Annotated in this window: 27 protein-coding genes and 1 pseudogene; 16 read left to right on the top strand and 12 right to left on the bottom strand. The window is 72.5% G+C overall.

Annotated features, from left to right (window positions below):
* From FB457_RS28775 to crcB (FB457_RS28765), 3 genes are all read right to left on the bottom strand, one after another.
* The gene (locus FB457_RS28775) at positions 1-1167 is read right to left on the bottom strand and encodes a Cmx/CmrA family chloramphenicol efflux MFS transporter (RefSeq protein WP_145783736.1); all 1167 of its coding nucleotides are present in this window, start codon (positions 1165-1167) and stop codon (positions 1-3) included.
* A 357-nt stretch (positions 1168-1524) separates the two neighbouring features.
* The gene (crcB, locus tag FB457_RS28770) at positions 1525-1899 is read right to left on the bottom strand and encodes a fluoride efflux transporter CrcB (protein WP_047016639.1); all 375 of its coding nucleotides are present in this window, start codon (positions 1897-1899) and stop codon (positions 1525-1527) included.
* Complete coding sequence (gene crcB / locus FB457_RS28765; protein WP_047016640.1) at positions 1896-2435, bottom strand: fluoride efflux transporter CrcB; 540 nt, start codon at positions 2433-2435, stop codon at positions 1896-1898. Before crcB (FB457_RS28765) ends, crcB (FB457_RS28770) begins: the two co-directional genes overlap by 4 nt.
* A gap of 448 nt (positions 2436-2883) precedes the next feature.
* On the opposite strand from crcB (FB457_RS28765), the gene kdpF reads away from it, so the two are divergent.
* From kdpF to kdpC, 4 genes are read left to right on the top strand one after another with little or no spacing between them, the layout of a single operon-like run.
* A complete protein-coding gene (gene kdpF / locus FB457_RS28760; RefSeq protein WP_037737371.1) occupies positions 2884-2973 on the top strand; it encodes a K(+)-transporting ATPase subunit F in 90 nt (29 codons plus the stop codon).
* Positions 2974-2982: 9 nt separating this feature from the next.
* Positions 2983-4647 carry a potassium-transporting ATPase subunit KdpA gene (kdpA, locus tag FB457_RS28755; protein ID WP_047016641.1) on the top strand — a complete coding sequence of 555 codons (1665 nt, stop codon included), beginning with the start codon at positions 2983-2985 and terminating at the stop codon, positions 4645-4647.
* Entirely contained in the window at positions 4644-6752 is a 2109-nt protein-coding gene (gene kdpB / locus FB457_RS28750) for a potassium-transporting ATPase subunit KdpB (protein ID WP_145783735.1), read from the top strand. Before kdpA ends, kdpB begins: the two co-directional genes overlap by 4 nt.
* Positions 6753-6761: 9 nt before the next feature.
* On the top strand, positions 6762-7373 hold the full coding sequence (gene kdpC / locus FB457_RS28745; protein WP_047016643.1) for a potassium-transporting ATPase subunit KdpC: 612 nt from the start codon (positions 6762-6764) through the stop codon (positions 7371-7373).
* Between the two features lie 20 nt (positions 7374-7393).
* On the opposite strand, the gene FB457_RS28740 is transcribed toward kdpC, so the two are convergent.
* The 4 genes from FB457_RS28740 to FB457_RS28725 form a co-directional block, all read right to left on the bottom strand.
* Complete coding sequence (locus FB457_RS28740; protein ID WP_047016644.1) at positions 7394-7792, bottom strand: hypothetical protein; 399 nt, start codon at positions 7790-7792, stop codon at positions 7394-7396.
* A complete protein-coding gene (locus FB457_RS36505) occupies positions 7789-7914 on the bottom strand; it encodes a hypothetical protein (protein WP_486589165.1) in 126 nt (41 codons plus the stop codon). The genes FB457_RS28740 and FB457_RS36505 overlap by 4 nt, the downstream gene beginning before the upstream one ends.
* Positions 7915-8120: 206 nt before the next feature.
* Entirely contained in the window at positions 8121-8711 is a 591-nt protein-coding gene (locus FB457_RS28730) for a Uma2 family endonuclease (RefSeq protein WP_047016646.1), read from the bottom strand.
* Positions 8712-8825: 114 nt separating this feature from the next.
* Positions 8826-9269 (bottom strand): GNAT family N-acetyltransferase, encoded by a 444-nt coding sequence (locus FB457_RS28725; RefSeq protein WP_486589164.1) that lies wholly within the window; start codon positions 9267-9269, stop codon positions 8826-8828.
* Positions 9270-9630: 361 nt separating this feature from the next.
* Between FB457_RS28725 and FB457_RS36500 the strand changes: the two genes are divergently transcribed.
* The 3 genes from FB457_RS36500 to FB457_RS28705 all read left to right on the top strand — a co-directional run bounded on the left by FB457_RS36500 (position 9631) and on the right by FB457_RS28705 (position 12150).
* Entirely contained in the window at positions 9631-10497 is an 867-nt protein-coding gene (locus FB457_RS36500; RefSeq protein ID WP_486589163.1) for an ATP-binding protein, read from the top strand.
* A gap of 121 nt (positions 10498-10618) precedes the next feature.
* Positions 10619-11377 (top strand): metallophosphoesterase, encoded by a 759-nt coding sequence (locus tag FB457_RS28710; protein ID WP_145783733.1) that lies wholly within the window; start codon positions 10619-10621, stop codon positions 11375-11377.
* A 32-nt stretch (positions 11378-11409) separates the two neighbouring features.
* Positions 11410-12150: a Clp protease N-terminal domain-containing protein gene (locus FB457_RS28705; RefSeq protein WP_047016648.1), complete on the top strand. Its 741-nt coding sequence runs from the start codon at positions 11410-11412 to the stop codon at positions 12148-12150.
* Positions 12151-12154: 4 nt separating this feature from the next.
* Here the strand turns inward: FB457_RS28705 and FB457_RS28700 are convergent, their stop codons facing one another.
* Positions 12155-13483 (bottom strand): MFS transporter, encoded by a 1329-nt coding sequence (locus FB457_RS28700; RefSeq protein WP_347613800.1) that lies wholly within the window; start codon positions 13481-13483, stop codon positions 12155-12157.
* Positions 13484-13563: 80 nt separating this feature from the next.
* Between FB457_RS28700 and FB457_RS28695 the strand changes: the two genes are divergently transcribed.
* Positions 13564-14469 carry a LysR family transcriptional regulator gene (locus FB457_RS28695; protein WP_145783731.1) on the top strand — a complete coding sequence of 302 codons (906 nt, stop codon included), beginning with the start codon at positions 13564-13566 and terminating at the stop codon, positions 14467-14469.
* A 78-nt stretch (positions 14470-14547) separates the two neighbouring features.
* On the opposite strand, the gene FB457_RS28690 is transcribed toward FB457_RS28695, so the two are convergent.
* Positions 14548-16008, bottom strand: coding sequence for an MFS transporter (locus tag FB457_RS28690; RefSeq protein WP_047016650.1), 1461 nt, complete (start codon positions 16006-16008; stop codon positions 14548-14550).
* Positions 16009-16095: 87 nt separating this feature from the next.
* Between FB457_RS28690 and FB457_RS28685 the strand changes: the two genes are divergently transcribed.
* Complete coding sequence (locus tag FB457_RS28685; protein WP_486589162.1) at positions 16096-16506, top strand: MarR family winged helix-turn-helix transcriptional regulator; 411 nt, start codon at positions 16096-16098, stop codon at positions 16504-16506.
* Between the two features lie 52 nt (positions 16507-16558).
* Here FB457_RS28685 and FB457_RS28680 read toward each other — a convergent pair whose 3' ends face one another.
* Complete coding sequence (locus tag FB457_RS28680; RefSeq protein ID WP_047016652.1) at positions 16559-17548, bottom strand: helix-turn-helix domain-containing protein; 990 nt, start codon at positions 17546-17548, stop codon at positions 16559-16561.
* A gap of 72 nt (positions 17549-17620) precedes the next feature.
* Between FB457_RS28680 and FB457_RS28675 the strand changes: the two genes are divergently transcribed.
* Entirely contained in the window at positions 17621-18892 is a 1272-nt protein-coding gene (locus tag FB457_RS28675; RefSeq protein WP_347613798.1) for a sialidase family protein, read from the top strand.
* A 58-nt stretch (positions 18893-18950) separates the two neighbouring features.
* Here FB457_RS28675 and FB457_RS28670 read toward each other — a convergent pair whose 3' ends face one another.
* Positions 18951-20312: an MFS transporter gene (locus FB457_RS28670; protein ID WP_222439521.1), complete on the bottom strand. Its 1362-nt coding sequence runs from the start codon at positions 20310-20312 to the stop codon at positions 18951-18953.
* A 58-nt stretch (positions 20313-20370) separates the two neighbouring features.
* A pseudogene (locus FB457_RS28665) lies at positions 20371-20697 on the bottom strand (phosphotransferase); the annotation flags it as partial.
* Between FB457_RS28665 and FB457_RS36495 the strand changes: the two are divergent.
* The 6 genes from FB457_RS36495 to FB457_RS28640 all read left to right on the top strand — a co-directional run bounded on the left by FB457_RS36495 (position 20680) and on the right by FB457_RS28640 (position 26982).
* The gene (locus FB457_RS36495; RefSeq protein ID WP_253911678.1) at positions 20680-20973 is read left to right on the top strand and encodes a hypothetical protein; all 294 of its coding nucleotides are present in this window, start codon (positions 20680-20682) and stop codon (positions 20971-20973) included. The pseudogene FB457_RS28665 and the gene FB457_RS36495 overlap by 18 nt on opposite strands.
* Positions 20974-21053: 80 nt before the next feature.
* Positions 21054-21194, top strand: coding sequence for a hypothetical protein (locus tag FB457_RS36490; protein WP_253911301.1), 141 nt, complete (start codon positions 21054-21056; stop codon positions 21192-21194).
* A 385-nt stretch (positions 21195-21579) separates the two neighbouring features.
* Positions 21580-23301 carry an aa3-type cytochrome oxidase subunit I gene (gene ctaD / locus FB457_RS28655; RefSeq protein ID WP_047016655.1) on the top strand — a complete coding sequence of 574 codons (1722 nt, stop codon included), beginning with the start codon at positions 21580-21582 and terminating at the stop codon, positions 23299-23301.
* A gap of 11 nt (positions 23302-23312) precedes the next feature.
* The gene (locus FB457_RS28650) at positions 23313-23663 is read left to right on the top strand and encodes a hypothetical protein (protein WP_486589161.1); all 351 of its coding nucleotides are present in this window, start codon (positions 23313-23315) and stop codon (positions 23661-23663) included.
* Positions 23664-23872: 209 nt separating this feature from the next.
* Positions 23873-25630 (top strand): SPFH domain-containing protein, encoded by a 1758-nt coding sequence (locus FB457_RS28645; protein WP_047016656.1) that lies wholly within the window; start codon positions 23873-23875, stop codon positions 25628-25630.
* Positions 25627-26982 (top strand): SPFH domain-containing protein, encoded by a 1356-nt coding sequence (locus FB457_RS28640; protein ID WP_047016657.1) that lies wholly within the window; start codon positions 25627-25629, stop codon positions 26980-26982. The genes FB457_RS28645 and FB457_RS28640 overlap by 4 nt, the downstream gene beginning before the upstream one ends.
* Positions 26983-26999: the final 17 nt, after the last annotated feature.

The raw sequence follows: 26999 nt of genomic DNA, 5'->3' as shown, positions 1-26999 counted from the left end.
TCACGCGCCGTTCCGCGCACCCGCCACCACCCCGCGGAACGGCGCCGCGACGAGCAGCGCCGCCAGGACCAGCACCCCGCTCGCCCACAGCGGGCCGCGGTTCCCCGCGGCGCCGATCGCGCCCGCGGCGACGAGCGGCCCGGCCACGGCGCCGACGTTCAGCGCCGCCGTCGCGTACGCCCCGGCCATCGTGGGTGCGCCCGCGGCCTCGTACAGCACCCGCGTGATCAGCGTGCTGCCCACCGCGAACGACAGCGCCCCCAGCACGCAGACGAGCGCGAGCAGCGCGACCGGGTACGCGGCCAGCAGCCCCAGCACCGGCCAGCCGGCCAGCAGCAGCGGTCCGCCGACGGCGACGACCGCACCGGGGCGCACGTCCGCGAGCCGCCCCGCGAAGGTGACGCCGGCGAACGACCCCGCCCCGAAGAGCACCAGCGCGACCGAGATCCACGGCTTGGCCAGCCCGGCGGTGTCGGTGACCAGCGGCGCCAGGAAGGTGAAGCTGCCGAACGTGGCCGCGTTCACCAGCGCGCCGAGCAGCATGACGAGGATCAGCCGGGGGCTCCTGAGCCGCGCGATCTCCGACCGCAGCGCGGGCCCGCCCACCGCGTCCTGCCGCGCCCGGCGCCGGGGGACCCCCGCGAGGATGCCGAGGGCCGCGGGCAGGCACAGGGCGGCGACCGCCCAGAACGTGGCCCGCCAGCCGAACGCCGCACCCAGCAGCGACCCGCCCGGCACCCCGGCGACCGTCGCCACCGTCGTGCCCGACAGCAGGACGGCCAGCGCCCGCCCCTTCCGGTCGGGCGGTACGAGCCCGGCGGCGGTGGTCAGCGCGACGGCGAGGAAGCCCGCGTTCGCCAGCGCGGCGAGGATCCGGGTGGCGAAGAGCACCGCGAAGCTGCCGGTGACGGCGCCCACGACGTGCGCCGCCGCGAACGCGAGGACGAAGACGAGGAGCGTGCTTTGCCCCGGCCAGTTGCGGGCGAGCGCGGCCACGAGCGGGGCGCCGGCGACCATGCCGACGGCGAACGCCGAGGTGAGGGTGCCGGCCGTACCGACGGAGACGCCGAGGTCCGAGGCGATGTCCGGCAGCAGTCCTGCGAGCATGAACTCGGACGTGCTCATGGCGAAGACGACCAGGGCGAGCAGATAGAGCGGGAAGGGCATCGGGAGGCTCCGAGACGAGGAGGGGAGAGGGGAAGGCGTCTCGGTCACCGCGGGGTCAGCGCCGGGGGCGCGCACGTCCGGCCGCGTCAGGCGGCGCGGCGGCGGGGCTGCGGACTCAGTGGTTCAGGGGGCTGACGGCGTGACCGAAAGCCCCCGCCCTGTCCGACTCGGGGCTCGACATGACGCGCACGCTACCCGAGCGGGCACCGGCGAGGCACGCCGGTTTCCGGTACGCACCGCCCGTACGGCCCGCACGGCAAGCACGGCCCGCACGGCAAGCACGGCCCGCACGGCAAGCACGGCCCGCACCGCAAGCACCCCGCCCGCACCGTCCGTACGGCCGCGAGAGGCCGCCCCTCACCCCCACACCGCCTCCCCCGCCACCGCACCCAGGAACGCCGCGCCGAGCCCCACCGCCAGGCTCGCGCCCACGTACGCCGCCGCGTACCGCCCCCGGCCCTTCTCGGCCAGCCGCAGCACCTCGTACGAGAACGTCGAGTACGTCGTCAGCGCCCCGCACAGCCCCGTGCCCAGCAGCAGCCGCACCGACTCCGGGGCGGCGCCGGCCAGCGTCGCGCCCGCGAGGGTGCCGAGGATCAGGCAGCCGGTGACGTTGACGGCCAGCGTGCCCCAGGGGAACGGCGAGCCGTGCCGCAACTGCACCGCCCGGTCCGTGACGTACCGCAGCGGCGCCCCGGCCATCCCCCCGGCGATCACGAGCAGCCAGTTCACGCGTCCCCCTCCCCCTCCGCGGTTGCCCCGGCGGACGGCCCCCACACCGCCCGCCGCGTCACGGCCTGCGCCGCCCACACCGCCGCGAGCGCCGCGACCGGCGTCAGCACCAGGTACGCCACCCCCGCCGCCGCCCGGTCCTCCTCCGCCACCAGCCGCTGCACGTCCACCGCGTACGCCGAGAACGTCGTGAACCCGCCGAGTACCCCCGCGCCCAGGAACGGCCGCACCAGCCGGTGCGCCGTCCGCGCCTCCGTGATCAGGACCATCAGCACGCCGATCGCCGCGCACCCGACGACGTTCACCAGCAGGGTCGTCCACGGGAAGGCCGCCGGCTCCGTGGGCCAGAGCCGCCCGGCCCCGTACCGCGCCGCGGACCCCAGCCCGCCGCCCAGCGCCACCATCGCCACAGGCGCGCCCTGACCGCGCCACCGGTGCTCGGCCGGCGCGGGCTGCACCACCTCGACATCGGGGTCGATCGGCTCTGCCCGGTGCGTCCGGCGGACGTCGTCGCCGGGCCGCGGGGCCTCCGTCATGCGCGCACCTCACCCACTCGCCGCGGCGCGCGCGGCAGCGCGCGCCTTCCGTCGCAAGCAGGGACCGTTGGCGGCATCCGGCGCCGCGGTTCGGGTACGGCGGGCCCCACCGCCGCGGGACGGCCCGGCCGGCGCACCGGCGGCCGTCGCCGTACCCCAGGCTACGCTCCCGCACCCCCGCGGGCCGCCCGCGCCCCCGCCCGGGAGGCCGTGCCGTCGAGCGGCGCCGGCGCGGCCCTCACCTGCGTATGAATCCCGTCAATGCCGCCCTCCGCCTCGTCAGGGGAGTGTCAACGCCTGTCACATCCGTCCCGCCGCGGGGTTTCTCTGGACATGTCCGTTCGATTCGATTCCGTCTAGGAGCACCGATGGCCGATGTGGCCTTCGTCGTCACCGCGATCGCAGTCTTCGCGCTGGTGGCGCTCATCGCCCGAGGAGTGGCAAAGCTGTGACCACCGACAACGTGGTGGGCCTCATCGTGGCCGTCGCCCTGCTGGGCTACCTGGTCCTCGCCCTCGTCTTCCCCGAGAGGTTCTGAGGTCCCGGCATGAGCCCGATACTCGCTGACGTGCTCCAGGTGTCGGCGCTGGTCGTCGCCCTCGCGCTCGTCCACCGCCCTCTCGGCGACTACATGGCCGGGGTCTACGGCGGCAAGAAGCACAGCCGCGTGGAGCGCTGGATCTACCGCACCATCGGCGCCGACCCCGACGCCGGGATGCGCTGGCCCGCGTACCTGCGCGCCGTGCTCGCCTTCTCCCTGGCCGGCGTACTCTTCCTCTACCTGCTCCAGCGGGTCCAGGACAAGCTGCCGCTCTCGCTCGGCTTCGCCGCGATCAGCCCCGACCAGGCGTTCAACACCGCCGCGTCGTTCGTTGCGAACACCAACTGGCAGTCGTACTCGGGCGAGTCCGCGATGGGCCACCTCACCCAGACCGGCGGCCTGGCCGTGCAGAACTTCGTCTCGGCCGCCGTCGGCATGGCCGTCGCGGTCGCGCTCATCCGCGGCTTCGCCCGCTCCCGCACCGGCGAGCTGGGCAACTTCTGGGCGGACCTGGTCCGCGGCACGCTGCGGATCCTGCTGCCGATGGCCGCCGTCGCGGCCGTGCTGCTCGTCGCGTGCGGCGCGATCCAGAACTTCTCCGGCACCGAGTCCGTGACCACCGTGACCGGGCAGACCCAGCACCTCACCGGCGGCGCCGTCGCGTCCCAGGAGGCCATCAAGGACCTGGGCACCAACGGCGGCGGCTTCTACAACGCCAACTCCTCCCACCCCTTCGAGAACCCCACCGGCATCTCCAACCTCCTGGAGATCTTCCTGCTGCTCGTCATCCCGTTCGCCCTGCCGCGCACCTTCGGCAGGATGGTCGGCAGCGTCCGGCAGGGCTATGCCGTCGTGGCCGCGATGGCCGGCATCTGGCTGGCCGGCGTGATCACGGTGACCGCGCTGGAGGCCGCGCACCCGGGCGCCGCCGCGCAGGTGGCGGGCGGCGCGATGGAGGGCAAGGAGCAGCGCTTCGGCGAGGGCGCGTCGTCGCTCTTCGCGGTCTCCACGACGATGACGTCGACCGGCTCGGTCAACTCCTTCCACGACTCGTTCGGCGGACTGTCGGGCGGGGTGCTGCTGTTCGGCATGATGATCGGCGAGATCGCACCCGGCGGGGTCGGCTCCGGACTGTACGGAATGCTCGTGATGGCGATCGTCGCGGTCTTCATCGCCGGGCTCATGGTGGGCCGTACGCCCGAGTACCTCGGCAAGAAGATCGGGCCCCGGGAGATGAAGCTCGCGGCCTGCTACATCCTCGTCACCCCCGCGCTGGTGCTGACCGGCACGGCGCTGGCGATGGGCACGGGCAACGGCGAGTCGTCGATGACGAACACCGGGCCGCACGGCTTCTCCGAGGTCCTCTACGCCTACACCTCCGCCTCCCACAACAACGGCAGCGCCTTCGCGGGCTTCTCGGCGAACACCGGGTTCCACAACACCGCGCTCGGCCTGTGCATGCTGCTCGGCCGGTTCCTGCCGATGGTGTTCGTGCTGGCGCTGGCGGGGTCGCTCGCCGGGCAGCGGCCCGTGCCGGCCACCGCCGGGACGCTCCGTACCGACAAGCCGCTGTTCACCGGTGTGCTGGTGGCCTGCATCGCCATCGTCGCCGGGCTCACCTTCTTCCCGTCGCTCGCGCTCGGGCCGCTCGCCGAAGGACTAGCCGCATGAGCATCCAGACCCGGACACCCGCCCCCGCGCCGCGCACCGACGCGGATCCCGTACGGCACGCATCCGGCCCCCGGGTCGGCGGCGGGCTGTTCGACCCCCGGCAGTTGCTCCGGTCCGTACCCGACGCGCTGCGCAAGCTCGACCCGCGGGCGCTGGTGACCTCGCCGGTGATGTTCGTGGTCGAGATCGGCTCGGTGCTCACCACGGTCCTCGCGGTCACCGACCCGGGCGACTGGTTCGGCTGGGTCATCGCCGCCTGGCTCTGGCTCACCGTGCTCTTCGCCAATCTGGCGGAGGCGGTCGCCGAGGGCCGCGGCAAGGCGCAGGCCGATACGCTGCGCCGGGCCAAGACGGACACGGTCGCCCGCCGCCGTACCGCCGCGGGCGAGGAACGGGTCCCCGGCACCGACCTGCGCGTCGGCGACCTCGTCGTCTGCGAGGCCGGCGACGTCATACCCGGCGACGGCGACGTGGCCGAAGGCGTCGCCTCCGTCGACGAGTCCGCGATCACCGGCGAATCGGCGCCCGTGATCCGGGAGTCGGGCGGCGATCGCTCCGCGGTCACCGGCGGCACGAAGGTGCTCTCGGACCGCATCGTGGTGCGGATCACCGCCAAGCCCGGCGAGACGTTCATCGACCGCATGATCGCGCTGGTCGAGGGCGCGGCCCGGCAGAAGACGCCGAACGAGATCGCGCTGAACATCCTGCTCTCGTCGCTCACGATCGTCTTCCTGCTGGCCGTCGTCACGCTCCAGCCCTTCGCGGTCTACGCGGGCGCCGAGCAATCCCTCGTCGTGCTCGCCGCGCTGCTCGTCTGCCTCATCCCCACCACCATCGGCGCGCTGCTGTCCGCCATCGGCATCGCGGGCATGGACCGGCTCGTCCAGCGCAACGTGCTCGCCATGTCCGGCCGGGCCGTCGAGGCGGCCGGCGACGTGTCCACGCTGCTGCTGGACAAGACCGGCACCATCACGCTCGGCAACCGGCAGGCGCACGAGTTCCTGCCCGTACCCGGTGCCGAGGAGGCCGAACTCGCCGACGCCGCACAGTTGTCGTCGCTCGCCGACGAGACGCCGGAGGGCCGCTCGATCGTCGTGCTCGCCACGTCCCGCTACGGGCTGCGCGAGCGCGAACCCGGCGCGCTGGCGCACGCCGACTGGGTGCCGTTCACGGCGCAGACCCGCATGTCGGGCGTCGACGTCGACGGCCGCCGGATCCGCAAGGGCGCGGCGGGCGCGGTCGCGGCGTGGGTACGGGAACGGGGCGGCGAACTCCCGGACACCGTACGGGACATGGCCGACACCGTCGCCGACTCCGGCGGCACCCCGCTGCTCGTCGCCGTCGCCGACGAGCGGGGCGGCGCGCGGGTTCTCGGCGTCGTCCACCTCAAGGACGTCGTGAAGGAGGGCATGCGCGAACGCTTCGCCGAACTGCGCCGCATGGGCATCAGGACCGTCATGATCACGGGCGACAACGCCGGGACGGCGAAGGCCATCGCCGCCGAGGCCGGCGTCGACGACTTCCTCGCCGAGGCCACGCCCGAGGACAAGATGGCCCTCATCAAGCGCGAACAGGCGGGAGGCAAGCTCGTCGCCATGACCGGCGACGGCACGAACGACGCCCCCGCGCTGGCCCAGGCGGACGTCGGCGTCGCCATGAACACCGGCACCTCCGCCGCCAAGGAGGCCGGGAACATGGTCGACCTGGACTCCAACCCGACGAAGCTCATCGAGATCGTGGAGATCGGGAAGCAGCTCCTCATCACCCGGGGCGCGCTCACGACCTTCTCGATCGCCAACGACGTCGCGAAGTACTTCGCGATCATCCCCGCGATGTTCGCCGCCGCCTACCCGAGCCTGGACAAGCTCAACATCATGCAGTTGTCCTCGCCGGAGTCGGCGATCCTCTCCGCGGTGGTCTTCAACGCGCTGATCATCGTCGCGCTGGTCCCGCTGGCGCTGCGCGGCGTGCGCTACCGCCCGATGAGCGCCGACCGCATGCTCCGGCGCAACATCGGGGTCTACGGCCTGGGCGGGCTGGTGGCCCCGTTCATCGGCATCAAGCTGATCGACCTCGTCGTCTCGCTCATCCCCGGAATCGGCTGAGGAACCCTGATGAACACTTCCGCACGCTCCACCGCCCGGCTGCTCGTCAGCGCGCTGCGCGCGCTGCTGGTCCTCACCGTGGTCACCGGCGTGATCTACCCCTTGGTGATCACGGGCATCGCGCAGGGCGCGTTCGCCGGGAAGGCGAACGGCTCGAAGGCCGAGTTCGAGGGCCGGGAGGCGGGCTCGAAGCTGATAGGCCAGAACTGGAACCTCAAGGGCACGGAGACCCCCGACCCCCGCTGGTTCCAGCCCCGCCCCTCCAACAGCGCCTACGACCCCCTGGCCACGGGCCCGTCGAACCTGGGCGCGTCGGACGCGACGCTGGTGAAGACGGTGAAGGAGGCGAAGCAGCAGGTGGCGTCGTTCAACGACGTCCCCGTATCGGAGGTCCCGAAGGACGCGGTGACGGGCTCGGGCTCGGCGATAGACCCGCACATCTCCCCGGCGTACGCGGAGATCCAGGTGAACCGGGTGGCACAGGAGAACGGCCTGGGGGCGGCCCAGGTGGAGAACCTGGTGAACGCCCACAAGGAGGGCCGGGACCTGGGCTTCCTGGGCAACGAAAAGGTCAACGTCCTGGAACTGAACCTGGCCCTGTCCCGTCTGGCGGACGACTGACGGGCGGCGGCCACCGCCCGTCAGGGGAAGCCGAGCATCCCGGGGGAGTCGATGTCGACGGTGACGACGCCCGGCGGGTAGTGCCCCTCGCCCCCGGTCAGCAGGGTCGACATGCCGGTGAACTCGGCGCGGGGCAGCGCGCAGTACAGGGCGTGGCAGGTGTCGGAGGCGCCGTAGCCGTCCCGGATCATGGAGCCGACGGAGGCGGCGGCCATGGTGTCGAGCGGGTCGACGACGACCGAGGAGAACGCCAGCACCCGGCGGTGCAGCCGCTCCTCGTCGGCCTCGGCCCGCATCAGGCACAGCGCGGGGATCCGCAACTGGTCGCCGGGGGTGTTCGCCATGTTGCCCGCGAGCAGGTTCAGCGCCTTGTGACCGGCGGCGAGAGCCTTGACCGCGCCGGTGTCGAGGATGATCAAGCGACGGCGTCCCGGGCGGCACGGGCCTTCTCGGCGGCCATCTTGTAGATGTTGCCAAGGACGTCGGGAGCCTGGTCGAACTCCTCGTCGCTCAGGTCGACGCCGATCAGACGACGCGCCACCTCACGGTCGGCCGCCAGCCGCTCGGCCCGCTGCGCCGCCGTGGGCTGCTCGGCGGCAAGGGCTTCGACAGCTGCCCCAGGCTCACCCCCCGCTCCTTGGCGAGCTCGGCCAGATGATCCCGGACTTCACGGGTGACCTGAATCGTCGTCGTAGCCATAGCCCGACTATGGACCACCACTAGCAGAAGCCTTTTCTGACCCGTGGATCAGCCGACGTAGTTCTTCAGGGTCTCCGTGTCGAGCATGATGCCCACCGGGTCGGCAAGAGTCACTTCCTCGCCGAAGGGGGCCCGGTGGATGTCCAGGTAGCACCCGCGCTCAGGGTGGGGGTTGGTCTGGACGACGACGGTGTCGGTATCGCGGTCCACCAGGAGGTAGACGGGGATGCCCGCTGCCGCGTAGGCGGCCGGCTTGTCCTGCCGGTCGCGGCGGTCGGTGTCCCCGTCGTGCGACGTGACCTCGACGACCATCAGCACGCCGTCGGGCTCGGACCACTCACCGACGCCGGCGAAGTGCCCTCTCGGTGCCAGGACCCCGTCCGGGCGGGCGCGCCCCTTGCGGTACTCATCGACCTTCAGCCCGCGCCCGGTCGGGTAAAGACGGAGATCCGGTCGATACTGCATGCAGCGTTCCAGAAGCCACATGAGGATCTCGTCGTGGTCGCCGTCCGGCACGCGCTTCTCCTCGATCCGTCCGTTGAGGAACTCCAACGTGACGGTCTCGGGCGCGGCGGAGGCGATCTGTTCGAACTCCTCCACCAGCATGTGAGACGTCGTGCGTTCAGCCATAACCGTCATGGTGCCCTCCTTTCCGGTCGACCGCCAGCTTCGCCCCTCCCGGCCAGGCCGGGGGCACATTTCGTGACGATCACACCTTCGAGTGATCACACCCGCCTCGCCTACCCCGGCACCTCACACCGCCCCGGACAGCTTCTTCACCATCACCGTGCACGGAGGCGAGTCGTCGTCCGATGCGAACTCGTCGGCCTTCCCGTAGCCCCAGCTCTCGTAGAGGCAAATGACCCTGGCGTGGGCGGTCTCGACCTGGAGGGACACCATGTCCGCCGCCACGGGACCGATCAGCGCATCGTGGATCTTCTTGGCGCGCCCAGTCCCACGCCACCCAGGCAGCACCATCAGCTCCGAGAGGGCGAACACGGAACCCCGGAGGTCGCGCCGCCGCCCACTCCCCTTCCACCGACCGCCCGGCGCGAGCATCGCCCCGTAGGCGTATCCCACCGCGCTTCCATCCTCCCACCCGGACACGCATCGCCAGTTCTTCCGGGAGGACCAGAGGTCCAGGAAGTAGGTGAAGCACTCGCGGGAGTGGAAGGGGTCGGGATTGTCCGCGTACACCTCGTCATGGATGTCCAGCAATAGAGATCACACGTCGTCAGCTTCGGCGTGCCCATGCCGCTTCAGTTCCATCGCCCGGACACCTCGGTCCACTCGACCACTTCGGGAGCCCTCGACCCTGAGGCAGCCAGCACCTCGCGCGTCAGGGCCAAGGTGTGCGACGTCCTCTTCGACCCGGAGGGGAGCAAGGCGTACGCCCTCGCCCCGGTGGCGCAGGCCGACTCCAACTCGCCTTGCCGCGCTTGCGCAAGCGCCAGGTGCGCGGTGTAGAGCCCTGTCCCGGACCTGATCCTCGGCGAGGGCGGCGAGGGTGCGGTGCAGGCAGAACTCGGCCCGGTCGTGGGCGCCCATGGCCGTCCACATGTACGACGACTGGGCGTCGAACTCGGCTTCGGCCGCAGAACTTGATCCAGTCCGAGTGCGGCACGTCGGCACGGCGCTCGAAGTTCTTCTCGGCCAGGCCGTGTGCGCGCAGTGCGTCGGTGCACAGGCGGAGACGGGCGAGGGCATTGGCGTTGCGCAGGTGTCCGAGAGACGCGTACAGAGGGTTGCGCCGGGCAGCCGTCGACCGCTTCATCACGTCGGCGCCGGCAGCGGCCTCGCCGTGGTTCTCCCGCTGGCTCGACATGAGCATGAGGTGGTCCCAGATACGGAAGGCCGTCCCGCTGTCCCTGGAGAGGCTGGCGAGCGTCATGGCCTTGTCGAGATGCCCGCGGGCGCGCTGAGGTGCGCTGGCATCGATGGCGGCGAAGGCAGCGGACGCCAGCGCCTCGGCAGCCAGGCGGTGCAGCCCGTCCCGCACCCGGGCGGAGGCTCCGCCGGCGGCCAGGGCGGACTGGATGCGCCGGGCGAGTTCGGTGGCGAGACCCTCCACGGTGCGGGAACCGCCGACCGCGCGGTCCAGCCGGAGAATTCCCACGTGGTCCCGGTGAAACCTGTGGACGACATCCGCCTGTGCGTTTCCGGGCTCGCCACCAACGCCCTGCTGCACGGCACCCCGCGGGGGCACGGGTTTCGCATGCACGTTGCCGTCGACGATGGCGTCGTGCGTATCGAGGTGCACGACGCGAGCGACGCACGTCCACGCCTCCTCACGCCCGCGGAGACCGACGACCACGGCCGCGGGCTGCAATTGGTCGACGCCCTCGCCGACGACTGGGATATCTCCGGCCGTCTGGGTATCGGCAAGGTCGTCTGGGCGGTGTTCAAAACCCCCTCCGGCATCTGAGCCCGCGCCCGGCCCGCTGCCGGGCCACCGGCATCGAAGTGGCCGTTCACCGCCGCCCGGGGCGGGTCGTAGCGTCGGGCGGGTCGGGCGCCGCGGTGGCGTGCCGGGGAGGGGAGTCGTCATGGCCGTGATCGCGCATTTCAGTGACGTTCATATCGACGACGAGCGCAGTGTCCTGCGGACCCGTGCCGTCGTCGAGTATCTGGAGGAGCTGCCGTACGACCTCGACCTCGTCCTCGTCACCGGGGACATCGCCGACCACGGCGCCCCCGCCGAGTACGCGACCGCCCGCGAACTGCTCGCCTCGCGGCATCCCGTGCTCGTCTGTCCCGGCAACCACGACGACCGGGCCGCCTTCCGCAGCGGGCTGCTCGGGGAGGCGGCGGCCTCGGGCCCCGTCGACCAGGTGCATCGCGGGGACGGGTTCACGGTGCTCGCCTGCGACTCGTCGGTGCCCGGGAAGCCCGAGGGGTGGCTCGGGGACGAGACGCTGGCGTGGCTGGAGGGGGAGTTGGGGCGGGTGCCGGAGGGGGAGCCGGTGCTCGTCGCGTTCCACCATCCGCCCGTCGAGCTGCACGTGCCGTACGTCGATGAGATCCGGCAGTTCGACGCGACGCGGCTTGCCGAGCTGGCCGGGCGCCACGGCCAGGTGGCCGCTTTCCTCGCCGGGCACGCGCACACCGCCGCCGCCACCACCTTCGCCGGCCGCCCGCTGCTCGTGGCGCCCGGTGTGGTCAACACCGTCCGGCTGCCCTGGGAGCGGCAGGGGGACGCCGCGCACCACGTCCATCTCGACCAGCCGCCGGCCCTGGCGTTCCACGTCCTGGAGGCGGACGGCAGGCTGACCACCCACTTCCGTACGGTGTCAACCGAAGGTTGACGACACGCGAGTGTCAACCTACGGTTGTCAGCATGACGGAACCCGACCGCTCCACGCATCCCGTACGCCTCGACGACCTCATCGAGGCCATCAAGAAGGTCCACCCCGACGTCCTCGACCAGCTCACCGGTGCCGTCGTCGCCGCCGACCACCTCGGCGACGTCGCGGACCACCTCATCGGCCACTTCGTGGACCAGGCGCGGCGCTCCGGCGCGTCCTGGACCGACATCGGCAAGAGCATGGGCGTCACCCGGCAGGCCGCCCAGAAGCGGTTCGTGACCAAGGGCTCGGACGAGGGCCTCACGCTCGACCCGAGCGAGGGCTTCGCCCGGTTCACCCCCCGCGCCAAGAACGTGGTGATGGCCTCCCAGAGCGAGGCCCGTGCCGCGGGCAACACCGAGATCGGCCCGGCCCACCTCGTCCTCGGGCTGCTCGCCGAGCCCGACGCCGTCGGCGGGGCGGCGATCAAGGCGCAGGGCATCCTCCTCGACACCGTGCGCCAGGAGGCCGCCGCGGCGCTCCCGCCGGCCGCGGAGGGCACGGTGCCGGAGCTGATCCCGTACAACGCGGAGGGGAAGAAGGCGCTGGAGCTGACCTTCCGCGAGGCGCTGCGGCTCGGCCACAACTACATCGGTACGGAGCACATCCTGCTGGCGCTGCTGGAGCAGGAGAACGGCGACGGCGTGCTCTCCCGGCTCGGCGTCGACCGCGCGGCGGCGGAGGCCCACATCGCCGCGACGCTGGCCCCCTACCAGCAGGGCGGGGGCGCGTAGCCCGTCACCGTGCGGGTGCGTGCCGGGGCCCGGCGTCGTCCTGCGCGGGCCGCGCCCCGGCCCGTACGCCCCCGGCGGCACCCGTACGCGCGGCATCCCGGGCAGTCCGCACCTCCCCCACCCGCTCCGCCACCCACAGCACCACCGTCCCCGCCGCGAGCACCGCGCCCAGCGCCGACACCGCCTGCCAGCCGCCCCGTGCCCAGACCACCGACGTGAGCGCGGAGCCGACCGCCCCGCCCGCGAAGAAGCTGGTCATGAACGCGGAGTTGATGCGGTTGCGGGCGTCCGGGCGGATCGCGTACACGACGGCCTGGTTGCTGTTGAGCACCGCCTGCTGCGCGACGTTGAGGCCGACGATCCCCACGACGAGCCACGGCAGCGACTCGCCCGCCACCCCCAGCAGCACCCACGAGCCGGTCAGCAGCAGCACGCCCGCGCCCGTCACCGCCTGGACGTGGCCGCGGTCGCTGAGCCGTCCCGCGAACGTCATCGTCACCACGCCCACCGCCCCGACCAGGCCGAACAGCCCGATCGCCGACTCCGACCAGCCGTACGGCGGCCGCGCAAGCAGGAACGTCAGCGCCGTCAACTGCACGCTGTACGAGGCCAGCGACAGCGCCCCGAGCACCGACCGCCGCCGCAGCACCGGCTCCTCGCGCAGCAGCGCGACCGTGGAGCGCAGCAGGGCGGGATACGACATGCGCGCCATCCCCGCGCCCGCCGCCGGCAGCCGCGGCAGGTGGCGGTGGAGGAGGACGGCCATGCCGGCCATGAGCAGGGCGTTGACCCAGTAGATCGTGCGCCAGCCGCCGAGTTCCGACAGCGCCCCCGAGGCGGTACGGGCCAGCAGCCCGCCGAGCAGGATGCCGGACATCACGACGCCCACCACCCGCCCCCGCTCCTCCGGCGCCGCGAGCCCGGCCGCGTACGGGACGACGACCTGCGCGCCGACGGACGCCAGCGCGGTGAGGACCGTACCGGCGAGCAGCACGGGGCCGTTGGGCGCGGCGGCGGTGAGCGCGAGGAACGCGGCGGTGGCGACGAAGAGCCCGACGGACAGCCGCCGCCGGTCGGTCACGTCGCCGAGGGGGACGAGGAGGATGAGGCCCAGCGCGTACCCGGTCTGCGCGGCGGTGACGACGAGCGCGGCCAGGGTGCTGCCGACGTGCAGGTCCCGGCCGATGAGGTCGAGGAGGGGCTGGGCGAAGTAGTTGCCCGCCACGGACAGGCCGGTGGCGGTCGCCATGAGCAGCAGCATGCCGCGGCCGAGGGCGGTGGGCTCCTCGCGCGGTGATCGCGGTGATCGCGGTGATGCCGGGTCCGTTGTCATGACCCCAGACTCCGCCCACCCCCATGGATGAGTCCAACACATAGTTGTCATCTGATCCATCTCGTATCACGATGGATCGCATGGAGCTGCAGCAACTGCGCTACGTCGTCGCCGTCGCGGACACCGGCGGGTTCACCCGCGCCGCCGAGCGCTGCCATGTCGTCCAGTCGGCGCTGAGCCACCAGATCGGCAAGCTCGAACGGGAGCTGGGTGCCCGGCTGTTCGACCGGACGAGCCGGCAGGTGCGCCCGACCCGCGCCGGCGAGGCGTTCCTGCCCGCCGCCCGCGCCACCCTCGCCGCCGCGGAGCGGGCCCGCGCCGAGGTCGCGGCGGCGACGGGGGAGGTGCGCGGGCGGCTGGCCATCGGGTCGATCCCGACGGTGGCGGCGGTGAACCTGCCGGCGGCGCTGAAGGAGTTCCACGACACGTACCCGCAGGTGCGGATCAGCCTGGCGGTGGGCGCGAGCGAGCACCTGGTGCGGGCGGTCGCGGAGGGCACGTACGACCTGGCGCTGCTCGGCGTCCCGGCGGGCTTCCGGGCGGACAAGGTCCGCGAGCGGATCCTCGTACGGGACCGGCACCTGGCCGTCCTGCCGCCGGACCACCCGCTGGCGGGCACGGACGAGACGGATCTGGCGCGGCTGGCGGAGGAGACGTTCGTCGACTTCGCGGCGGGCACGGCGGCGCGGGCGCAGTCGGAGGAGGCGTTCGCGGCGGCGGGGCTGCGGCGGACGGTGGGCTTCGAGGTGTCGTCGATGGACTTCATGGCGGATCTCGTACGGGCCGGGCTGGGGGTCGCCCTCCTCCCCAGCACCTTCGCCCCCCGCCTGCCGGGCCTGGCCACCGTCCGGATCGCCGACGGCCCGTCCCGGGAGGAACGCCTCATCTGGCCCCGCACCCGCCCGTCCCCGGCCGCGGCGGCGTTCCTCCACAGCCTGGGGGTAACGCCGGGCGAGGACGACGACGGGGACACCCCGCCCGCCTGAGCACGCACGGAAACGGACCCGGGCCTGGCCGGCCCGGGTCCGTGTACCCCCGATTCCCCGTGGTCGTGGCGGTGCGGGTCAGTCGGCCGCGTAGACGAACTCGCGGTCCTCCACCGGCTTCGGGTCCGCGCGGCGCGAGCCGCGCAGGCCCGTCAGCGCGATGACGAGGCCGACCAGCGCCATGCCGGCGACCACGTACAGCGCCGGGTCGAAGCCGTTCAGCAGCGCTCCCGAGCCGGTCGCGCCCTCCGCGTTCGCGGTGAGCACGGCGGTCACGATCGCCAGCCCGATCGCCCCGCCCACCTGGAGCGAGGTGTTCAGCAGCCCGCCCGCGAGCCCCTGCTCGTGGTCCTCGATGCCCGCGGTGGCCTGGATGTTGAAGGACGCGAACGCCAGCGTGAAGCCGATGCCGAGCAGCACCATGCTCGGCAGGGTGCCGACCGCGTACGGCGCGTCCCGGTCGATGGCGAGGAAGAGCACGTACGCCAGCAGGTGCGCCAGGACCCCGCCCGCGATGGTGCGCCCGGTGCCGTACCGCATGATCAGCGGGACCATCCGCGGCGAGCCGAACGCGACGATCAGCGCGGCCGGCAGGAAGCCGAGCGCCGTCTCCATCGCCGACCAGCCCAGCACGGCCTGCAGGTACTGCATGACCAGGAACTGGAAGCCCAGGTACCCGCCGAAGAACACGGCGGCGCCGAGGTTGGCGCGGGCCAGTGGGCCCGAGCGCAGGATGCCCAGCCGGATCAGCGGGTGCTTGCTGCGCTGCTCGATGATGAAGAACGCGGCCAGCAGCACCGCGGCGGCAACGAACTGCAGCAGCGTACGAGCCGCGCCCCAGCCCACCTCCGGCGCCTCGACGACGGTGTAGACGAGCAGCAGCATGGCGCCGACTCCGGTCACCGCGCCGGGGAGGTCGTAGCCGCCGTTACGCTCCTGCGGCCCCTCCTTCGGCAGCACGCGGAAGGCGGCGATCAGCGCGATGACCGCGACGGGGAACGGCAGGAAGAACGTCCAGCGCCAGCCGGCCTCGGTGAGCAGGCCGGAGAAGACGAGCCCGGCGCTGTAGCCGCTGGCGCCGAAGACGGCGAAGATCCCGAGCGCCTTGTTGCGGGCGGGGCCCTCGTGGAAGGTCGTGGTGATGATGGAGAGCGCCGCGGGCGCGGTGAACGCCGCGGAGACGCCCTTCAGCAGCCGGGTCGCGATCAGCAGCCCGCCGTCGTCGACCAGCCCGCCGAGCAGCGAGGTGACGGCGAACACCGCGACGGCGACGAGGAACACCCGGCGCCGGCCGAGGAGGTCGGCGGTGCGGCCGCCGAGGAGGAGCAGACCGCCGTAGGTGAGGACGTACCCGCCGACGACCCATTGGAGGGTGCTCGTGGACAGCCCGAGGTCGGCCTGGATGGAGGGGAGGGCGACCCCCACCATCGACACGTCGAGAGCGTCGAGGCCGACCACGAGGGAGACGGTCAGCAGGATGCCCCAGAGGCGGGCGTCCCACTTCGTCGAGGTGGTGGACAGATGTGCGGAAGAGCTCATGACGGACCACAGTACATGCAGAGACATCTAATGCCAACGCATTTAATGAAGTAGCATTAGGTTCACGCGCATGTTACCTTGAGGTCTGTGAGCGTGAGCGACGTCGGCGCCGAACGCGCCCTGGTGGACCGCTGGCACGGCCTCCTGGCCTGTCACGCGGCGGTGTGGGGTGCGCTGGAGCGCGAGCTGCAGAGCAGGCACGGCATCGGCGTCAGCGAGTTCGAGGCCCTGGAGGGCCTGGCGGCGAGCGACCACGACAAGTGCCGCGCGGCCGAGCTGGCCGGCGCGGTGCACCTGAGCCAGAGCGCGACGTCACGGCTGACGGCCCGGCTGGAACGCGCGGGTCTGGTGGCGCGGGCGATGTGCGACGTCGACAGGCGCGGCATCTTCGTCCTGCTCACGGAGGAGGGCCGGCGGCTGTACGAGGACGCCAGGCCCACGCACCGCGAGGTGCTGGCCCAGGCGCTGCCCGCGGCGGAGCAGCCGGCCGGCCGGTAACGGTCTTCTCCCGGGGGCGGGTCCGCGCCCCGTCAGTCCCTTCGTCTACGCGTCAGAGGTCGAGGGCGCCGTTACGGGCCGCCTGGAGCCCCGCCTGGAAGCGGGTACGGGCCCCGAGCCGCAGCATCAGCGCGCTGACCCGGCGGTTGAGGGTACGGGCGCTCACGCCCAGCCGCCGCGCCACCGCCTCGTCCTTCAGCCCCGCGGCGAGCAGCGTCAGCAGTTGCCGGTCGGACTCGGCGTCGCCGGCCCGCTCGTTCGGGGCCGCGCCGGCCGCCGTCCCCGGTCCGGCGGGCACGGGCACCGCCGCCGCCCACAGCAGCTCGAAGAGCTGCACCAGCGCGTCCAGCAGGGCCCCTTCGTGGATCACGAACGCACTGTCGACCATCTCGTGGGCCTCGCGGCTGAACGGCAGGATGGCCGTCGAGGCGTCGGCGACGGCGAGCTTCAGCGGCACGTCCGTGTGCACCCGGGCCTGCTCCCCGGCCGCGACGACCGCCTCGAAGACGTCGAACGCGCCGGGCACCTCCAGCGCCTCCGGCGCGTACAGCCCGCGCACCCGCGCCCCGCGCGCCAGTATCTCCAGCTCCGCCCGGTTCGGCTCGGCGGGCTCCTGCGCGTACGGCGGCCGGTCCAGGACCAGCAACTCGCGCCGCACCGACCGCTGGAGCCGGTCGAAGCGCGCCGCGACGGAACCGCGGCCGAAGAGAATCTCCACCTGGTCCTCGGGGCGGTGCCTGCGGTCGACGGGCAGATCGGCGAGGAGCGCGGTGGCCGCGGTCCTGGCCACGGCGACCTGGTCCTGCCAGCGGACCGTGAGCTGGTCGACGGCCGCGTCCGGACGCGTCGCGACCAGCCGGACAGGGGCGCCGGGCAGGAGCGTGACCAGGCCCAGCTCCGCGAGCCGCTCGACCGCCGGGGCGGTCTCGGCCTCCGTACGCCCGGCCGCCGCCGCCAACCGCGCGGTGTCGAGCGGCGGATGGCGGAGCAGCAGGCGGTAGAGGGCCTCGTCGGACGCGAGGACGCCGAACGGCTCGAACATGACGTGGACCCCCGGGGCGCGTATCGGATATGTCCCGCCTGATGGGGGCAGCGCGAGCGGCGCATGGGCGCCATGGCGTCCGTTCGCCAGCCGATCGACGTGGACATCCAGACGATCACGGTACTTCCTGGTGAGGACAACGTCATCGAGGAGGAGATCCGGGTGAGAACCCTTCACCGCGCGATTACCACCGTGACGGTCGGCGCAGCGCTCGTCGCGAGCCTGTTCACGGCCGCCGCTCCCGCCCACGCCGCCGCGCACCCGAAGCACTGGAACGCACCCGGGTGCGACCGGGTCGTCAGCGACGGCTCGCTCTCCCACACCCGGGACGGCGGCGCCACCTTCGCCCCGACCACCACCGCCGAGCGGCCGCCGTACTACCAGTTGGTCACCGGCCTGGAGACCCTCTCCACCCCCGACCGGCTGCTGGCCACCGACATCAACGGCCGGGTCACCCGGTCGACCGACGCCGGCTGCGGCTGGCACACGATCGCCAAGCTCGGGGCGGGCCACTGGTTCGTCGCCCCGGGGCGCAACGGCAGCGCCTACGTGTGGGAGCTGCGCGGCGACCGTGTCTACCGGGTCGACGGCGACGAGCTGATCCGGATGCCGGCGTTCGACGGCGAGGAGCTGGGCGGGCTCTACGGGCTCACCGCCAACCCGCGCCGCGCCGGCCACCTGCGGGCCGTCACCGACGGCGGTCGCGTGCTGGAGTCCACCGACCACGGGCGCAGCTTCCGCCCCATCGGCACACCCGTCCCGCTCGCCGACGTCGGCCCGCACACCATGTTCTACGACGCGAAGGTCTCCAGCGCCGACTTCGACCGCATCGTCGTCGGCGTGAGCGACGCCGGCGGCTTCACCAGCGACGACGCCGGCCGCACCTGGCGCCGCGCCGGGCTCGGCGCCGCGGGCGACAAGGTCAACGGCTTCTCCCTGGCGATCTCGCCGGTCGACCCTCGGGTGGTCTACGCGAAGGCGCTGAACGTCACCGAGCTGGAGGCCGGCGACAGCGGCCGGCACCTCTACCGCTCGACCGACGGCGGGCGCACCTTCAGGCCCGTGGTCGACCAGTTCCAGGACGGCGAGGACGTGGTGATCTACAACGGCGGCTGGATGCGCCCGGATCCGACCGACGCCGACGTCGTCTACTTCGAGTACGGCGACCCGTGGAGCGGCACCAACCTCTACCGCCACGACGCGGACGACGACGAGCTGACGATCCGGCACTCCGGCCACCACGGCATCGGCGCGCTTGCCGTCAGCCCGGCGGACCCGGACGTGCTGTACGCCGGCCTGACCTCGGTGCCCGGCGGCGCACCGGTGACGGGGGACGGCGCGTAGCGGCGCCGGGGGACCGGGGGCGGTGCCCTGACTCACCGCCCCCGGTCCGTACCGCGCCCTACGTCCGTTGACGCCCCCGCCCGCGCAGCAGCAGCGGCGCGACGACCAGATACGGCAGCGCGCACACCGCGAACGCCGCCCCGTGCCCGAGCCCGGCGGCCGAGCCGAGCAGGCCGTACGCGCCGTAGACCGCGATCGTCCCCAGGTCCGTGCCGACGCCGGCCAGCGAGGTCAGGGTGGCCCGCGCAGGGCCGGTGATCCGCTCCTGCAACCGCGCCTCCGCGAGCACGGTCGCCACCTGGAACCCGCCGAACGCGACCCCCACCAGCGCGATCCCCACCGCCGTCCCCAGCAGCCCGCCCGCGGCGAGCGCCACCGCGGACCCGGCGAGCAGAGCGGCCAGCACCCCCGCCGGCGTCCTGGCGGCCCGGCCCCGCTCCTCGACCTGCCCGGCCAGCAGCCCGCCGGCGGCGGCACCGGCCCAGATCAGCAGCAGGTACAGCGGGACGGCGGGGTCGGCGACGCCGGCCTCGCGGACGAGGTAGGGGGTGTACTCGTCGAGGGAGCCCCAGACGGCGACGACGGCGGGAACGAGGAGGAGGGCGCCGCGGACGGACGGCTCGGCGCGGAGTTCGGCGAACCCGGCACGGAGGGTGCCGGCCCAGCCGAGTTCGGGGTCGTCGGAGCCGTCGGGTTCGGGACCGGCGTCGGCGTCGGCGGGGGGACCGGCGTCCGCGCCCGAGGACGCGCCCGGGCCGTCGCCCCGGCGAGCGCTGCCGGAGCCGCCCGCGTTCCCGCCCGGCGGTGGCTCCCCGTCCGGTGCCGCCTCGCCACCCGCCGGACCCGCCCCCCGTACCGTCTCAGCGCCGGCGGCAGCCGCCCGGTGCTCCGGGAACCGCGTCGCCACCGCCGCCCCCAGCAGGCACGACGCCACGCTCGCCGCCCCCACCGCCGCGTACCCGCCGGCCGCGAAGACCGGGGCCGCCGCCGCCATCGACGCCATCACGCCCACCGTGCCCGCCGCGCGCCCCCGCCCCAGCGTGCGCGCGTACGTCTCCGCCGCGCCCGCCCGGCCCAACTCCTCGTAGAGCAGCGCCTCCAGCGCCCCCGACGCGAACGCGCCCTTCGCTCCCCACAGCACGAAGCCCGCCGCGAACGCCCAGTACGACGGCGCCAGTATCCACAGCGCGAACCCCGCGCCCGACAGCAGCGGCCCCGCGCACAGCAGCAGGCGGCGGGAGAACGCGTCGGCCCAGGCCCCGGAGGGGACTTCGAGCAGCAGGGACGTCAGCGACCAGATGACGAAGAGGGAGGAGACCTGCCACAGCGACAGCCCGTGGTCGGCGAAGAGCAGCGCGTACACGGGGTAGAGCAGGACGAAGTCGTCCAGGAACGAGTACGCGTAGAAGCAGGCCGCCAGTCGCCGCTCGGGGCGGGCGGTTCGTACGAATCAATGTCGCCAGGTCATGCCCGCAACCCTACCCGCCGGCCAGCACCTCGTCGATGACGAACTTCGAACTGGCGACCATGACCGGGTTGGTGTGCCGGTAGTACGGCAACTGGATCAGCGAGATCGACAGCGCCCAGCCGCGCCCCCGCGCCCACGCCGCGTCGTCGTCCCCGCCCGTGACCGCGGCACGGAACGCCTCGCGCGCGGGGCCGGTGAAGAGGTTCCAGGCGGCGATGAGGTCGACGGCCGGTTCACCGAGGCCCATGCAGCCGAAGTCGATGACGCCGCCGAGGCGGCCGTCGTCGGTGAGCAGGATGTTCCCGGGGGACAGGTCGGCGTGCAGCCACACCGGCGGTACGGGCAGGCCGGCGGCGAGCCGGGGCAGATCGGAGCACTCCAGGTCCACGCCCTCTTCGCCGACGACCTGGCCCGTACCGCGGAGATCCGCGACCGCGCGCTGGCGATGGCCGACCCCGGGGAGGGCTTCGCCCTCCTCTTCGACCGCCTCACCGCGGACCTCCACGACCCGCAGGCCCCGGGCCTGATCGCGGCGGCGCTGATCCAGGCGAGCGCGACGAGAAGCTCGCCGGGCTCCTGGGAGACGACGAGACCCGGACTCTGGCGGCCCTGACGACGCTCCTGGAGCGGCTGGCGGACCGGGGCCACCGCCCCGCGTTCCCGCCCGCGCGGGCGGCCCGCTGGCTCGTCACGGTGATCGACGCGGCCTACCTGGCCGCGACGGACGACGAGTTCGACCCCCGGGCGCACGCGGCGGAGCTACGCGAGGTGACGGCCTGGCTGACGGGCGGCGCGGTGGGCGCTGCGGTGGCAGCGGAGGAGTCGCACACCTAAGGGCTGTCCCAGCATGTCCGGGAGCTGCCGGGCCGGTCGCGGGCCTCCCCGGAAAGCCGGTCTCGCGGGCGGGTGGCGCGTGCGTTTCCGGGGATTCCAGAATCGTGACCGCCCTCGGGTACGCCCCGGACACATATGGAGGACCGAACCGGCGAGCGTCGTTGACGCCGGGCGGAATACCTGTATCGTCGCGCCCGAACCATGACGATTACCTATGCGCCAAGCACCTTTTCAGACGCGGCCGGTATCCCTCCGGCACGCCCTGACCTCTCCGGAATCCTTTCCGGTCATCGTACGTATACAGAAATCGGGTGCACCCGGTCCCTGTCCCGGACGGTTTTCCGGATGCGGGCGCGTGTGGCCGGAAACGCGGAGGATACGAAGGTTGAGCGCGCCTGAAGGATCGCACACCGGCACTGCGACGGCAGAGACCGGATACGAGAACGAACTGCCCGTGCGGCGGCGAAAGCCTGGCAATGTGGTAGTCAAATGGATCACGAGCACCGATCACAAGACGATCGGCACACTTTATCTCTCCACGTCTTTCGCGTTTTTTCTGGCCGGCGGTGTGATGGCTCTGGCCATCCGGGCCGAGCTGGCCCGGCCGGGTACGCAGATCCTGTCGCACGAGCAGTTCAACCAGGCGTTCACGATGCACGGCACGGTCATGCTGCTGATGTTCGCGACCCCGCTGTTCGCCGGCTTCGCGAACTGGATCATGCCGCTGCAGATCGGCGCACCCGACGTCGCCTTCCCGCGGCTGAACATGCTCGCCTACTGGCTGTACCTCTTCGGCTCGCTCATCGTGATCAGCGCGTTCCTCACCCCACAGGGCGCGGCCGACTTCGGCTGGTTCGCCTACTCACCGCTGTCCGACGCCGTGCGCACCCCGACGGTGGGCGCCGACCTGTGGATCATGGGTCTGGCCCTCTCCGGCTTCGGCACCATCCTCGGCTCGGTCAACTTCATCACCACGATCGTCTGCATGCGCGCACCCGGCATGACCATGTTCCGTATGCCGATCTTCACCTGGAACATCCTGCTGACCAGTGTCCTGGTCCTGCTCGCCTTCCCGGTCCTGGCCGCCGCGCTCCTCGCCCTGGAGGCAGACCGCCAGTTCGGCGCCCACGTCTTCGACGCGGCCAACGGCGGGGCCATCCTGTGGCAGCACCTCTTCTGGTTCTTCGGGCACCCAGAGGTCTACATCATCGCGCTGCCGTTCTTCGGCATCGTCTCCGAGATCCTCCCGGTCTTCAGCCGCAAGCCGATCTTCGGCTACATGGGTCTGGTCGTGGCCACCATCACCATCGCGGGTCTGTCGATCACCGTGTGGGCGCACCACATGTTCGTGACCGGAGCGGTACTGCTGCCGTTCTTCGCCTTCATGTCGTTCCTGATCGCGGTGCCTACCGGGGTCAAGTTCTTCAACTGGATCGGCACCATGTGGACGGGCTCACTGTCCTTCGAGACTCCGATGCTGTGGTCGATCGGGTTCCTCGTCACTTTCCTCTTCGGTGGTCTGACAGGTGTCCTCCTGGCCTCGCCGCCGCTGGACTTCCACGTCTCCGACTCGTACTTCGTCGTCGCGCACTTCCACTACACGGTGTTCGGCACCGTGGTCTTCGCCATGTTCGCCGGCTTCTCCTTCTGGTGGCCCAAGTTCACCGGGAAACTCCTTGACGAACGCCTGGGGAAGATCCAATTCTGGACGCTGTTCATCGGGTTCCACACCACCTTCCTCGTCCAGCACTGGCTCGGGGCGGAAGGGATGCCGCGCCGCTACGCCGACTACCTCGCCGCCGACGGCTTCACCACCTTGAACACCGTCTCCTCCATCGGCTCGTTCCTCCTCGGCCTGTCCGTGCTCCCGTTCCTCTACAACGTGTGGAAGACCGCCAAGTACGGCAAGAAGACCGAGGTCGACGACCCGTGGGGTTTCGGGCGCTCACTGGAGTGGGCGACCTCCTGCCCGCCGCCCCGGCACAACTTCGTCACCCTGCCCCGTATTCGCTCCGAATCCCCGGCCTTCGACCTGCGCCACAGCGACCTGGCCGCCCTCGGCAAGGCGGCGTCCGGCCCGCACGCGCGGTCCGGCCGGCGGCGCTGAGGGTGGCGGCCGTGCGACGACTGGATTCGCCGAGCGCCGACTCGGTACGCAAGGGTGTCGCCGACCTGGAAGGCTACCTGCTGTGGCAGGCAGAGACCGAAAAGGCCCGCGCGGCGGCGGAAGCCTTCACCGCCGGGCTGGACTGGCTGACGGCCGGTCAGCGCGAGGAGGTGCTGGCCCTGTACACCCGCACGGAACTGGACCGCTCCCGCGCGTCCGTCACCCACATCGCCCGGCGCGCGCGTGAACTGCGTGAGGAGTACCAGGCCCGTTACGACCGTCTCAGACGCCGCGCCGTCGCCTGGTGCCTGGCACTGGGAGCAGTCGCGGTCTTCCTCCTCTGCCTGGCCCGCACGCGCTGATCACCGGGCCGGTGGCACCGCCGGCCCTGAAGCGTCCTGGCGTCCGTCCCGCACGCGCAGGAGCCGGCCCCCTGCCAGACCCTTCGCTGCCGGAATCGTGCAACGACCACGTACCCGTGCTGTCACGATCCGCGCCTGTGCTTGCGTACGACTGTACGCAACGGTGGGAATTGCGGAGAGTGATCACGCGACCGGAGGAGGGGGACGACATGGCACGTTCGCGCGCGCAGACCGTGAGAAGCGCGGCGCAGGCCGTGATGGAGGGGGACAGCCCGAGGCAGTTCGCCCAGGACGAGCTGCGCCGCCGCGGCGCGCTGCCCGAAGGGGAGCAGGGCCACGGGGGCAGGGAAAGCGGCCGGGTCCGGCGCGGTGACGCGCTCCGGGAGGACGGGATGGACCCGGCCGACTTCCCCGCCGCCCGGGACCAGGGCGGCAGCCTCGACACCATCATGACGCAGCAGTCCGTACCGCTGGACGAGGCCGGGGAGGTGCTGAACCGCAGCGAGCTGAAGCGCGAGGGGCTTGAGCAGGTGCACGCCATCTGCCCGATGGTGCTGCCGCGCGGGCGCTCGTTCCTCAGCATGCTGCCGGTGTCGCTGCTGCTCGTCGTCGGCGCCGTCGGCACCATCGCGGTGGCCGCCACCGGCGACGACGTCGTGACGAACCCGCTCTTCGGCGCCCACTACTGGGTGCTGGCGATCTTCGCCGTCGGGTTCGTGTGGTGGCGGCAGGGAATGGTCATGGTGCCCGACGGGTGTCATGCCCTGATCACCAAGTTCGGCAAGCTGGAGCAGGTCGTCGGCCCCGGCCGGGTGATCCTGCTGAATCCGTGGAAGCGGGTCTCGTACATCCTCAACACCACCCGCGAGTACCCCTTCAACGCGCCCGTGCGCGAGGCCCCGACGAAGGGCGGGGTGAAGGCGTCCATCGACCTCTTCATCCAGTTCCGGATCAGCGACCCGGTCGAGTTCGTCTACACCCTCGGCGCCGTGCGCGGCTTCGAGGAGAAGCTGAACAACGCCGTCAGCGAGACGATCCGCAGCCTCATCTACGAGCAGGAGGCCGCCGGCATCTACGACATGGTCGGCGAGGACACCACCCGGCTGCTCGACTCGCTGAACCACCAGTTCCGGCCCGCGGTCGAGCTGACCAACGCCAACATCACCCACGCCGAGCCCTCCGACCAGCCGTACCGGATGGACCTCGCGGCGCCGGAGATGGTGCGGATGGCCAAGGAGGCGTACACCCACGAGTACTCCCTCCAGCTCCGCAAGGAGCAGGACGAGGGCGACCTGAGCAAGGAGCTGGCGACCCGCGAGGAGGAGCTGTCCGCGATCCAGGCGGACATCGCCCAGTACCAGGCCCAGATGGACACCGCCGTCGAGCGCGAGACCAACCGCGCAGAGGCGCTGGCCCGGCAGCGGTACGTCCAGGCCGAGTCGGAGGCGCGGGCCAACGCCGCGCTGCTGGAGGCGCAGGCGCTCGACATCCGCGCGGTGACGACCGCCGAGGCGCCGGAGATCCTGGAGTACCGCTACCAGCAGCAGGTCCTCGACACCCTGGAGCAGGTCGCCGACCACCTGCCGCAGTTGCTCCGCATCGGCGGCCCCGCCGACGGCGCGAACGGCGGCGGCGCGGGCGTCGACTTCCTGGCGCTCGCCCGGGAGCTGATCGGCGAGCACGGCGCGGACCTGTTCTCGGAGGCCGAGATGGCGGCCGTACGGGAGCGGCTGGCCGAGGTCGCGGCGCGGATCGCCGAGCGGGAGCCGGAGATCCGGGCGCTGCGCGAGGCCGAGCGGCCGGCGCCGGTGCCGGCCCCGGCGGACAGCGCCGGGGCGGAGCAGGAGCACGCGCCGCACGAGCCGCAGGCGGCGGGAGCCGGCGCCGGAGCAGCCGGCGAAGGCCACGGACACGAGAGCACGGGCTTCGGGCCCGCGCACCACGGGCACGAGGAGGCGGGAGCATGAGCACGGCGGCCATGAAGCGCAGGTCGGTCATCTCCGAACTCGTCGCGGCCTGGGGCGACATCCCCCAACTGCTGCGCGGCGGCGAGGCCGGCACCCTGATCCCCGTCATCATCCCCCGCCACCGCCGCCGGCTGTGGTGGATGGTGCCGCTGTGGCTGGCGCTGCTGGCGCTCGCGACCGGCGTGATGGCCGGGCTGCAGAGCGGCAGCGAGGACGGCTGGAGCGCGAGCGCGTACGACGCGCTGGCGGCGGCCGCGTACGGCACCGGCGTCTTCCTGCTGGTCGTCGGCGTGCTGTGGTGGTGGCGCTCCTCGATCGTGAAGATCGAGCAGGGCACGAACGGCGTCCTCACCCGCTACGGCGCCATCTCCCGCACGCTGGGCCCCGGCCGGCACTTCGTCTGGCACCCCTGGTCGCGGGTGGACTTCGTCGTCGACACGGCCACGGAGATCCCGTACTCGGCGCCGGTCATGGCCTGCCCGACGCAGGAGAACGTGCCGCTGCGCTCGATCGACTTCTTCCTGAAGTTCCGCATCAACGACGCGGTGCTCTTCGTCCGCACCATCGGCGCGGGCAACTTCGACCTGGTGCTCTCCAGCGCCGTGCAGGACGCGATCCGCCAGCGCGCCCGCCGGGTGCGCACGGAGCGGGCGTACGACCTGCGCGGCTCGGACGTCGCGGACATGCAGGACCTGCTCAACCGCCAGTTGGCCCGCTACGGCGTCCGCATCACCGGCGCCAACATCCCCGACGTCCAGCTCCCCGCGCAGTACCAGCAGCACCTCGCCACCCGCGAGCGGGTGGCGAAGGAGCGGACCGCGTACGAGCAGGAGTGGGGCCTGATCCGCAAGCGCCGCATCGACAACCTGCAGATGGACATCGAGCGGGCGAAGAAGGCGCGCGACGCGCGGTTCGTGGAGGTCAAGGCCGCGCTGAACCGGGCCCGCGAGGAGGTCGCCCGGCTGCTGGAGCAGCAGGAGACCGAGGCGCAGAAGGTCCGCTTCGAGATCGAGACCCGCGGGCGCAGCGGCCTCATCGCCGCCGAGAACGAGGCGAAGGCGCAGCGCCGGCTGGCGCAGGCGTACCGCGACAACCGCGCGGTGCTGCAGTACGAGCTGGCCAGGCGGCGGCTGGAGGTGGGCGCGGTGCTCGCGGGCAGCGCGCCGCGGCCGACGGTCATCCGCACGGACGGCGGCGGAGGCGGTGGCGCCGATGGATCCGCGCTCTCGACCCTCCTCACGGCGCAGTTGCTCCCCCGGCTGACGGCCGGCTCCCCGGCGGGCGACCCCCCGCCGGCGGGCGGCCTGCTCCGGGCGGTGGCGGCCGACGGACACGGGGCCGGCGAGGAGTGAGCGGGGCCGTGCGGCGG

Source organism: Streptomyces sp. CNZ287 (assembly GCF_007827615.1).
The sequence above is the reverse complement of the archived record's forward strand: the minus strand, read 5'-3'. Positions and strand labels throughout refer to the sequence as shown.